This is a genomic window from Aestuariivivens sediminis (genome assembly GCF_022662105.1).
GTDB lineage: Bacteria > Bacteroidota > Bacteroidia > Flavobacteriales > Flavobacteriaceae > Aestuariivivens > Aestuariivivens sediminis.
Genome location: NZ_JAKMCP010000003.1, coordinates 143731 through 155570 on the forward strand (window position 1 = coordinate 143731; position 11840 = coordinate 155570).

Below are 11840 nucleotides of genomic sequence, written 5' to 3' on the forward strand. Positions count from 1 at the left end.
AAATTGGATTTCTACCTGACCTTTTATTAATTCAGTTCAATGCAATTTGATACTGGTAGTATATAAGCATAGTTCTCTAGGGCTACTGGTACGTTGTCACCATAAAACTTGGAGGTTTGGGTTAATTTGGGCTTAGCCAACACCCAATAAAATCCTTTTTCTTTTGCAGTATATGAATTCTTTAATATGTCCGCCTTTACTAAAATGGCATTTCTATGATCTTTAGTTTCAGAATAATAAAGTGAATATGACTCAAAAGTATTTGAAGCATCCCAACGTATTTGATTATTAGTAACGGTAACTTTTATAGGGCTGTATTCTTGAAAACGCCAATCTGCCAGGGTCTGAAAATACATGTCTTGGTGGATGTCACCATGATTTTTATTAAAAATGAGATTATTTAATTCATCCGGATCTTCCTTAACATTATAAAGCTGATCGATTAGACCATGTGTGTATATGAATTTATAGTCTCCTTTTCGCATCATTCTGGAGGGCAGGTTTTTAATGCCGGGCAAGAGTTGGTAGTCTGCTCCTCTGAATTCAGAAAATACCGTTCGGTTTTTTAATTCAGTACCGTTTATCAATACATCTACCAGCGAAATCCCTTGCGTTGTTTCGGGAGTCTTACCATCAATCAATTCAGCCAGAGTTGGCATAATATCCACAAAACTAACGATGGAATTATTTACGGTGTTTTGTTCGAACAGTTTTGGATAGGATATAATAAAAGGTACATTTACAGCATCCTCATACATATTATGCTTTCCTCGCAAACCATGTTCGAACAAATGCTCGCCGTGATCGGTTGTATAAATAATGATGGTGTTGTTGTAGAGACCATTTTCTTTTAATGATTGAACGACTCGGCCAACCATATCGTCCATTTCAGTAATACAGGCATAGTAGGCAGCCATCACATTTTGTGCCCTTTCTATAGTTCTAGGAATACCGGAATGTACCCAATTTGGCACCCATGGGTATTTTCCTTTGTTGTACCAATCATCAAAAGTTTTTGGTAATTCAAAATCTGACGGATTGTACATGTCCATATATTTTTTGGTGGTCGTAAAAGGTGCATGCGGTTTTTCGAAACCTACATGTAGAAAAAAGCTCTTCCCGTCTTCAGCCCTTTTTTCTATGAATTCCACACTTTTTTTGGCGACCACCATGTCGAAGTTATCCTCATCGTTTTCGACCAGAGTTGGTATATACTCCTCATTAAGATGCATCGCGCCTCCCTTGTAGGTATTACTATATTTTTTGAATTGCCGATAGCGCATATAGGTGTCTTCCCCTACCTCATCTTCGTAATGTCCTCCGGGGAAATAGGTGTAGTATCTCACGCTTGTTTCGTCAAACCCTAAGTCATTACCTTCTTTAAAATCTTCGTCAACATTTTTTTGAAGTTCACCGTGGACGTGCATTTTACCGGGGGCTGCTGTAATATAATGTTGCTCTCTGAAAATTTCGGGCAAGGTTGTAATTCCTTCATGATACCCCGTTTCCCTTAAATAGCCACTGCCAATATTTTTAATTTTTCCATTGGGCATCGTAATAGGTGCCTTATGGTAAATAGCTCCGTTGGCATAGGGATACATTCCTGTAATTAAGCTGGCTCTTGCGGGTGCACACACGGGCGCCGGGGTATAACAATTTTTAAACAGCACACCAGTCTCGGCAAGTTGGTCAATATTGGGTGTAATGACCATAGGATCACCATAAGCGCCTGTTGCCTCCAATTTATGTTGATCGGATATGATAAAAACTACATTAGGTTTCGTTTTTTGTTGTGCCTGATTTAAACCAACAAATAAAAAAACAAAACCTAATAATGGAAAAATTATTTTCATGGTATCTCGATTAATCGATGTTGGGGTTCGCGGAAACCTCGATGAGCGGTATTGGCCAAGTATAATCTTCAGGCCCTCTGGCCCCTACTGAGTTACCGTAGGTTCTTTTACAATATTCGTCGTAAACACCCATTCGAGTTAAATCAAAGAATCTGTTCCCTTCCATATATAATTCCACTCCTCTTTCTCTCAACAATTCTTCTCTAAACTCATCCATAGATAATCCTGAGTAATCTATATCCTCTAATCCTACTCTATTTCTTAGAGCATTAATATCGTTATTTGCCAAAGCAGGAGATTGGTTTACCTCAGCCAGAGCTTCTGCCCGAAGCAAATAGACATCCGCAAGCCTTATTACATGCCAATTTTGTTGGCTGGTGTATTCGGTAGTGGCATCGGTATCTATATATTTACCTGTAAAGACTCTAAATAAATTGCCAGCGGCAGAACCATTTTCAATTCTTGTTCGTATATAACCGGTTAAACCAGAACCCAATTGATAAATAAAGGTATCATCTTGATAATTATGAATTATAGTGTTAAGATACCTTAGGTCAAATTTATCGATACTCCGGTTAATGAATTGTGGTTGAAGTCTATTAGTTCCTCCAAAACCACCTCCGGCCAGCCCCGAATTTCTCGGAGAGAACAAGTTGGAAACAGCAGTACCTTCACCAGCTATAGAGGCCCCTTGAATATCAAATAACATTTCAAAATTGTTCCCGTTTGTAGCATCGAATATGGTTTCATATTCCTGCAAGTCTGCAGATAGTCTGTAAAAAGGTTCCTGAAGCGCAAAATCTGCCTGCTCAACTGCTTTTTGATAATAAAAATCCGGGGCATTAGTAAACCCTAAATATTTAGAATTACCTTCAACACCTGCCTGAGCAGTTCTTATCGACGATGCCATTTGCACATAAACCTTAGATAAAAGGCCATGAGCTGAAGCCTTAGTTACTCTACCAATGTTGTTATTAAACCCATTTCTGGTTTCATTGTAACCCCAACAGTGCTCCCCGGCAAATTCTAAATCTTCGACGATTACGTCATAAACATCTTGTATTGACGACAATGGCAGGCCTTCTTCACCCGGCAGGACCGGAGTTGTTCTAAGAGGTACTTCCCCGTAACATCTTACCAAATTAAAATAATGTAAAGCTCTTAAAAACCTTGCCTCACCCAGAATTCTTTGTCTTAGTTCTTCATCTATTTCCAAAACATCCGGTACTCTTGCAATAACATTATTAGCGTCTTTTATAGCGACGTAAATATCTACCCAAGATCTTTCTATCAATGGTTCTGCATTGGTTATAGTCCCGAATCTAAAGTCCCGGTGATTAAAACTGCCTTGCCCTTGATCTGAAGCTGCATACATATTGGATAAAAATTGTTGTCTATAATATCCATTGCCACTTTTTAGCTGAGCATAAGCACCTGTTAACCCAGCCAGTGCATCAGATTCATTTTGATAAAAGGCATTTATATCAACTTGTGTTCTTGGTTCTTCTTCAAGAAAGTCTGCACAATTTGTACATACAATTGCTATGGTAATCAGCAAAGCGTTAAACAGTATACGTTTTTTAATATATGTCGTTTTCATTTTCACTAGTTTTAATAATTGAAATTTAAGCCCAAAGAGTAGGTTTGAACGCCTGGATAGCCTCCAAAATCGACTCCCCTTCGTTGAGGGTCTTTGTTAAAAGTTGTCACTTCAGGATCATATCCCGGGTAATCTGTAATAGTTACCAGATTTTGAGCAGTTGCATAAATTCTAAGACTTATACTATTTTTAAAGTTAAAAGTGTAACCCAAATTGACATTTTTTAACCTAATAAAAGAGCCATCAAATACATTTCTGTCGGATGAAATTATTCTGGGGCTATTAGCGTCAATAATTGGGGCCGGATATGCAACCCTAGACGTAGCGCCAACAGAAGGATCGGAAAAGACATTGCCATTAGCATCGACATTCAATGGTGCTTGCCAAGAATCTTGGAAAGCAGAGGCTAATCCATTTCTAGAGTTTGAGTTACCGGTTATTGGCCAAGTATCCACCCAAAAAATATCGCCTCCTTTTTGAGCTGTAATAAGTGTACTCAAATCCCAATTTTTATATTTGAATTTGTTGTTTATAGCTATATTAAAATCAGGATTAGGATCACCAATCTGAACGTAATCATCAAAGTTAATCACTTGATTACCATTACTGTCAACAGTATTGGTATCCTTATTTACATATCTTCTTTCTCCCGGTGCTGCACCCGCTATACCACTGGCATTGGCCTCTTCCCAGGATTCGTAAATGCCATTGGTTTGAGCACCCCAGAAAATTCCTAATGGACTACCTACCTGAAACAAAATGGGATTTTCCTGAGCAAAACCGACATTAGGTCCGAGTTGAAAATCTAAATTGGAATTTAAACTTTTAAGATTATTTCTGTTTAAGGTAAAGTTGGTTCCAAACTCCCATTGAAAGTCATCCTTATTAAATAACTGGGCATTTAAGGCGATTTCGAGTCCATAATTTTCTACTTCTCCAAAATTATCCAATATTCTTACAAAACCATTCGAAGCTGGTAGAATGACATTTTGTAATAAATTACTAGTAAGTTTATAATAGCTATCTATAGTTAAATTTATCTTATCATCTACTAATCCTAAATCTACACCAAAATTAAACTGGTCTGTAAGTTCCCATTTTAAATTTGGATTTGGCAAGTTAGATTCAATAAAACCAGTAGCTATCTGACCATTAAAATTATACCGTATGGCTTCACCAAGAGATAATGATTGGAATGGCGGAATGGCATCATTACCTACTCTACCATAAGATAATCTAAACTTGAGATTGGATATGGTTTCCGATTTTCTTAAAAATTTTTCGTCGGATGCTAACCAAGACAAAGCCAAAGATGGAAAGAAATTAGCCTTGTTTCCTTTTGCAAGTTTAGATGAAGCATCTACCCTGGCGTTAACATCTACAAAATACCTTCTTTTATAATTATATCCTACTCTTAAAATACTGGATAGCAACCTGGAATCCAAAAAATTTGATACAGGCGGTAAAATATCTGTTGCTGCACTTAGATCATAATATTCCAACACATCACTCCCAAAACCAAAAGCTCTGTTAAACATGGTTCTTATTCTTACATCTTCAACAGTTCCCACAGCTACTGCATCAACTCTATGTTTTCCAAAACGATTTCTGTATCTCAAATTAACTTCACCGTACAATTTTCTGTATTGCCTTGAAGCTTGAGATGCTTCTCCATTATTTCGTCGGCCCCTTGTGGTGTTTGTAGGGTAATAAATATCACGGTTACTTTTTTGAAGATTAAATGCTCCTTTTACAACGCCTGTAAGCTTAGGGGTAATCTTTGCCGTTACAGACAGATTTTGAATAAGGTTATAATTTTCTTTTAGATCGGTGACATCTCGCGCTAAAGTGAAAGGATTGGAAATTTGATTACCCTCATTTAAGTCGGAATAAATATCATCTTCTTGTCCGGGTTCCAATAGCCCAAAAATAGGTTGAAATTGAAGTGCTTGAGAAGTCACACTTCTATTCAGTAATAAGTCTCCATTACCTACTGAGGCAGAATTACCTTTGTTATAGGCAATATTAGTTTTAGAAAAAATGTCTATTTTATCATTAAATGCCTTTCTGCGACCATTGACATTTAATGTAATCCTTTTGTTTCCTGTATTTATAATAACCCCTTCGGTTTCAATAAGACCCAGACTCACTAAAAAATTATTTTTCTTGTCTCCTCCTCTATAGGACAGGTTATAGGCTTGAGAAAAAGCCTCTGTAAAAACAACGTCTTGCCAGTCTGTATCAACCCCTGTTGTTGTTGGATAAGGAATGTTAAACCCATCTAATTGAGGATAATTAGCCACCGTTAATTCTTGAGTACCATTAAATGGATCACTATTATCTTGTGGATTTGTGATATCAATATACAATTGATTAATGGCTCTTCTATTCATATAATTTTCAAAAGTAGGACCATCCATAACATGTATCTTATTTGTAATGGTCGTTATAAAATTATCTACTGTAATTGAAAGATTATCTCTTCCCTCTTGACGACCTCCTGTTTTTGTAGTAATTAACACTACACCATTCGCGCCTCTTGCTCCATATACTGCAGTGGCTGCAGCATCTTTTAAAACTTCAATTTTTTCAATATCATTCGGATTAAGAAAACTTAAGGAGTTTTGGGAAGCGCCTGCACCTGTGTTTCCCTGTGCGTCTTCAACCGGATCTACCGGTAAACCATCTATAATATAAAGCGGCTGAGTCCCTCCAAGGAATGAGTTTGTTCCTCTAATAGAAATAGCTACACCACCACCGGGCTCTCCATTTTCTGAAACTACAACCCCGGCTACCTGGCCCTGTAGAAGTTGTTCCACAGCTTGCGTTCTTTGCTGCTCTAATTTTTCAGAACTTACTTGGGCAATTGAGCCTGAAAGATCTCTTTTGTTGATATCAAAATAACCGGTACTAATGACCACTTCATCAAGTTGTGCAATGTCTGGTTCCAATACAACATTGAGAATAGCAGCGTTTGCAATTAGTTCCTGTGATTTCATACCAATGTATGAAAACACCAAAATATCGCCCTTATTCACCGTCAATTCGTATTTTCCGTCAAAATTGGTTACTGTGCCTTGTGTAGTGTCCTTTACGAGGACAGAAACTCCAGGTAATGGTTGTTTGAATTCTTCATCTATCACAGTTCCACTTACGGTTATTTCTTGGCCTAATACAGATAAAGGTATTAGTAAAATAAATAAAAGTATTCTTTTCATTAGTTTATTTGATTAGTTATGATTTAGTTTTTAATTAATTTTTTGAATTCTATGGCATTATCATTACTCTGAATTTTAAGAATATAAGAACCCTTACTTAAATTGCTGACATCAATTATGCTATGTTCTAAATAATTCGTCGCCATAACTTTTCTACCATTCAAATCATAAATGGCAATGGCATATGTCTGACTCGGTCCTGTAATGTTTAGTACATCTGTTGCAGGATTTGGATATAATCGAATATTCTGGTTAGGAGCAAAACCATCTTCTATAGAAAGTGCCTCCTGCCATTGTTCCATTAAAAAGCTAGCAGCAACTCCCCAACTTCCATCGGGTTCAATTATCCATTTCCCAACCAAATAGTCATACAGGAAACTTGTTTCATACTGAGTATCTTTTTCCCATGTAAAACCACTAGGGCCAGCCTTGTCATTTCCGTACAAATTCCATAAATAAAAGTTTGGAATTCCAAGCCCAAGTGCCACCCCAATATATCTTGCATATCTATTAGTGATACCTGTTGGATTTGATATATCTTGATAATAAAGTGGGTTTTCATTGATTCCAAATTCACCAATTTGCACAGGGAAATTATCTGGTAAGTCACCTGTTTCCGTTGTGAAATAGCGAGCGATTTCTAAACCCTTCCACATAGCGTGTCCGAGGGGATTATTGGTGTTATACCAACCGCCATCGTAAGCGGACCAAGATGACAGATCTATTCTAGTTGAAGGGATCACATTGCCTAAAACACTTGGCGTGTTATTTTCCATCATAGTAATCTTACTCCCACTACTAGTCATCCAAAGTTTATTGAATTCAATGGCATGAAATACCTTTGCGGTAGTACCTGTAACTTCATTCCTGGCTCGTTCTGTACCTCTTTGTCTGGCTCGAAACAAACGCGCCATTCCTTCAATTTTCCAATCTACATCGTCTGGAATAAGATTAGGGTCGTTTTCCCATAACACTCCCTGTCCTCTTAACATCCAATCACCTTCCCAATTTTGATAAGTAAATCTTTTATCCATGGCCCCATAAGTTTCCAAGAGATATTTTGTTAAATCGTAAAATTGTTGTTCCTGGTCAAGAAAACTGTTATGATTAAAATCAGGACCATTTTTATAGAACGATTGATTTTTCGTGGTAGTCCAAAAAGTGTGCTTTTTAATGTGTGAACGCTTAAATAAAGAATCAACATACTCATGTTGTGCAACTTCTTTTAGGTTTGCAAAATTAGGCCAGGTATGATTAAAGTGATAGGCACTATACATATTGCCATTTTGTGCAGTCAAAGTAGTTTTAACTGAAGTAGCTCCAAAATCTTTATAAATATCTAAACCTTCTAAAAGATACGGCCTATCGGTAAAATTATACCATCCAGAAATATGGCTTGCACCGAATATATGCTTGATTTGAGGAACACTCGCACCTTTATTGGGGTCATACTGGTCTAGGGCAGCAGTTATTTGATCTTTGTTTGATAAGGTTTGTGAATAATGCTCCCTTAATTCACCATTGTTATTAAACACAAAATAAGGATTTGAAGATGTAAGATTAGCAAAATTAACTCCTTGTCCCAAGCGAAATAATCCTCCAGAATCTATGTTTAAAGTAAAACCAGCAGCTTCTGTTTTTATATCTAGATTGCCCTTATTTATTTTTTGGGTGTATAGGCTACCTTGATTGGCTATGGTTAAAGAGGTAGATTCGGTAGGTGTTGTATTTTTAGTAAATAAACTTATATCATTAGTGACAACAATACCGTGTATGGTTAAATCGGACTTTGCTGTTGGTGAACTAAATTGATAATCACTGCCTGTCAATCCTAAAATACCTTTGATTCTAATATATGCGTAATGGGTAATAGTAACATTAACACGATTATTGGATTTAATGGCAAAATTGTCATCCATCATCATGTTATACAAATCTATGATCAGGTTTTTATTTTCAAAGTTACTGGCAATGCTCAACGATCTTGGATTGAAAAATCCCGAACCCGATATATAGGTTTGGTCTTCTATGAGATTCAAATAAATACGACTGTTGTAGGTATAAATAGATCCATCACCCGATCCACCAGGCAGATTTCTTCCCGACGAAAAGGTCCCATTACAAAGGATGCTCCCGTTTATCCTTAAATCTTTTGCAAAACTAGGGGTATCGTGTCCCATTTGTAAAACCGCCGTCTGCTTTATCTGAAGGTTACGGCATAGATCAACGATTTCGGCCGATACACTGCCTTGAACATCAATGTAAACGGTATGGCCATCCTCAATAATCACATCTGTTGAAGCAATAGGTACCTGCCCATTACTCCAAATGGCCGGGTTGCTCCAATTACCATCTGAGACTGTACTTACGGCACTCGAAAAATCGATGGTCTGATCACTAACCAAGGCCAACTGTGCGAATGCATTATACCAAACAAACAACAGGAGTCCCAAAATGGGAGGATACGATTTTGTAATTTTCTTCTTCATTTTTTTAATTTAACGATGCCAATACCTTTGGTTCTATATCCTGATACACGGCTTCTAAAATGCCCAATGCTTTTTTCTTAAAATCTTCGTGACTTGGATATACATTATATTGGGTCTTGTATGTTTTCAGATAGTCATTAACTTGTTTGTAATACCTTTGGTGGAGGTCGTATAGTGGCCTTTTCTTTCCTTTTTCATTTATCAGGGACATGTTCTTGGATATGCCTTCAGGAGTGTATTCATTATTATACATCTGCCAGTATAGGGTAAAGGGTAAATCTTCCTCCAGTGCTATTTGCATGATGTCTTTGGCATTGTTAAATTGCCTGAGGTGTGTGGCAGGTCTGTCATCGAAGGCATGACCTCCATATTCCCCAATAAACACCCTTCTTTTAAATGGCAATCCTTCTTTTGGTTTTAATTGACCTTCTATATAATCTAAAACTCGAATAAGTGATTCCTTATTAGCTTCGTAGTCTTTCTTTTTACTTGATTCATAACTTGAATACGAAACAAAATCCACATCAACATTTGGCAATATATCCTTTGTAATACAGGTTTTGCCTTCCATGCCTTTCTTAACAAGATTAACTTCAATATAATAGTATAAAGAAACGTTATTATGCTTTATGTCCTTCTTAGCATCATTAATGGCGCGGGATCGTATTTGTAACCATTTGGTCATATTATCCACATGTTCCTTTGGAGGTGTCAGGTTTCTATTTTGAGTGCCGTGCAGCAGCCAATCACCTTCCCAGTTTCCAATAAGAAATGTTTTGCCAGTATTGTTATAATTTTTGAGAAGATAAGACACAAAATTGTACATCTCATTATAAAGTCTTTTTTCTTGCTTATTATCGATTCCTTTTTTCCAATTTATTCCCGTAGCTGTATGTACCCAGAACAAATAGTAGTTAAAATCCATTTTAAATATTTGGTCATAATCGGGAATTATTTTTATAACATCCATGATGTTATTGGCATCACTTTTTGTAAAACCATAATCTTTCAAATAGCGATCAGTAATCGAGCTTTTAAAGATGTTCGTTCCTAATGCTCTGGCTTGTTTAGCCTGCTCTATTAATTTTGTATCCTTTGAGAATTGATATTTCGTAGGGAAACAGTTCAATCCCAAAACAAGATTATAATCTTCTAATGGCATATTAGTGCCATAATCATAATCTTGTGGGAACATCGTAACGGTTAAAAACAGGGCTGCTATAAATATTAGATTTCTCATAATGCTATTTTGATGGATTTAAGCTTTTAAAAGTCAGGGCCTTTTCCCTAAAGTCATCAAAACCTGGTAATTCGCCGTTGGTCTGGAGATAGTCCTCCACATAGTTTTTAGACTCTTTATAAAAATTGTGATGCGTATACCAGATGGGTTGTTTCTTTCCCTGATCATCGATCAACCAGTACCCTATTTGTTCTCCGGTTTCAAGTTCAATTTCATTATTGTACATTTCCCAGTATAAAATAAAGGGTGTGCCCCACTCCAATGCGGCTTTTATGGTCCAAATGGATCTTTGGTTCTGTACCTTATCGTCGTACTTAATGCTTGGATTTCCATATTCTCCGATCCAGACCCGTTTCCCGGCTGGAATTCCTTCTTTTGGTGATAACTGGGCTTCGAGATAATCTAAAGACCTTTGTAAGCCTTTCTTTAAGGAAACTTCTGATTTGTATGGATTGGTGGCATCATAGGACGAATAAGACACATAATCCGGGTTGACTGTTCTAACTACTGTATTGGCCACCACTTTTGCATCCGGTTCCTTTATTGCCTTCGTCACCAAGTTGACCTCAATATAATAGTAAACCGACACATTCTTATATTGAGTATCTCTTTTAGCATCATCAATTGCCTTTTGTCTTACCTTGGCCCATCGTACCATACCCTCGATCGTTTTCTCGTTTGCCGGTTTGGTACGATCGTAATCTGACCTTAAATGCCAATCGCCCTCCCAATTGCCTAAATAAAAGACCTTACCGGAACCATTAAATGTTTTTAGGAGATAGGTAGTAAATTCGTAAAGCTCCTTATAGAGGGCCTCTTCATAATGTTTTGGATAGCCGTCAATAAATTTTATTTGAGCCGTATCATCCTTTTCTCCGGGTGGTTCCGGTGTATATTGAGAAAACCCATAGGTCCAAATGTGATAGTACTTGAAGTCCATGTCTAAAACCGTTTTCATAGAGGGTTCTAAAGAGGCCAATTTGGTCAGGGATGTGATGGCATCATTTTTTGGCAACCCATAGTTCTCTGTGCAATATCTTGGATGCATACTGAATTTCAATAGATTGGAGCCCATATTTTTTATCTCGATAGCGGTTTCAACAAGCATACTCTCCTCAGTAAATTTATACTTTGAACCAACGGTTTGTGTTCCAATAACATAATTGTACGACTCGACTCTAGCTGAAACAGAGCTGGTATCTTCCGGTTGGTTTGCTTTGATTGCACTAATCAAGAAGTAAACGAGTAAAGTAAAGAACCCTAACCTGGTTACTATTTTCAGAACTTTTCTTTTATTCATAATTAAGCGTCTTTTGTTTACTGCAATCTCGCGAAAAACGCCTTTAAAAAGGTTGATATGTCATTCAAGAAGGTTTAAATAATAGTCAAAACAACTTTTATCGGTAGTGAAAATAGAATGTCGAATTTTAAAAGGGTTGT

Annotated in this window: 6 protein-coding genes; all 6 read right to left on the reverse strand. The window is 37.0% G+C overall.

Going from position 1 to position 11840, the window contains the following annotated elements; all coding sequences use genetic code 11:
- Nucleotides 1–26 precede the first annotated feature (26 nt).
- From MR054_RS08635 to MR054_RS08660, 6 genes are read right to left on the reverse strand one after another with little or no spacing between them, the layout of a single operon-like run.
- Complete coding sequence (locus MR054_RS08635) at nt 27–1853, reverse strand: sulfatase family protein (RefSeq protein WP_242157503.1); 1827 nt, start codon at nt 1851–1853, stop codon at nt 27–29.
- Nucleotides 1854–1863: 10 nt separating this feature from the next.
- Nucleotides 1864–3453 carry a RagB/SusD family nutrient uptake outer membrane protein gene (locus MR054_RS08640; protein WP_242157505.1) on the reverse strand — a complete coding sequence of 530 codons (1590 nt, stop codon included), beginning with the start codon at nt 3451–3453 and terminating at the stop codon, nt 1864–1866.
- 11 nt (nt 3454–3464) lie between these two features.
- Nucleotides 3465–6671, reverse strand: coding sequence for a SusC/RagA family TonB-linked outer membrane protein (locus MR054_RS08645; RefSeq protein ID WP_242157506.1), 3207 nt, complete (start codon nt 6669–6671; stop codon nt 3465–3467).
- 23 nt (nt 6672–6694) lie between these two features.
- Entirely contained in the window at nt 6695–9160 is a 2466-nt protein-coding gene (locus MR054_RS08650) for a T9SS type A sorting domain-containing protein (RefSeq protein WP_242084844.1), read from the reverse strand.
- 4 nt (nt 9161–9164) lie between these two features.
- Nucleotides 9165–10400, reverse strand: coding sequence for a hypothetical protein (locus MR054_RS08655; RefSeq protein WP_242157508.1), 1236 nt, complete (start codon nt 10398–10400; stop codon nt 9165–9167).
- A gap of 4 nt (nt 10401–10404) precedes the next feature.
- A complete protein-coding gene (locus tag MR054_RS08660) occupies nt 10405–11700 on the reverse strand; it encodes a hypothetical protein (protein WP_242157510.1) in 1296 nt (431 codons plus the stop codon).
- Between the last annotated feature and the right edge of the window lie 140 nt (nt 11701–11840).

Coding starts and splice junctions, on each gene's coding strand:
- MR054_RS08645 (WP_242157506.1), bottom strand. CDS start 6,671: ATGAAAAGAATACTTTTATTTATTTTACTAATACCTTTATCTGTATTA.
- MR054_RS08640 (WP_242157505.1), bottom strand. CDS start 3,453: ATGAAAACGACATATATTAAAAAACGTATACTGTTTAACGCTTTGCTG.
- MR054_RS08660 (WP_242157510.1), bottom strand. CDS start 11,700: ATGAATAAAAGAAAAGTTCTGAAAATAGTAACCAGGTTAGGGTTCTTT.
- MR054_RS08635 (WP_242157503.1), bottom strand. CDS start 1,853: ATGAAAATAATTTTTCCATTATTAGGTTTTGTTTTTTTATTTGTTGGT.
- MR054_RS08655 (WP_242157508.1), bottom strand. CDS start 10,400: ATGAGAAATCTAATATTTATAGCAGCCCTGTTTTTAACCGTTACGATG.
- MR054_RS08650 (WP_242084844.1), bottom strand. CDS start 9,160: ATGAAGAAGAAAATTACAAAATCGTATCCTCCCATTTTGGGACTCCTG.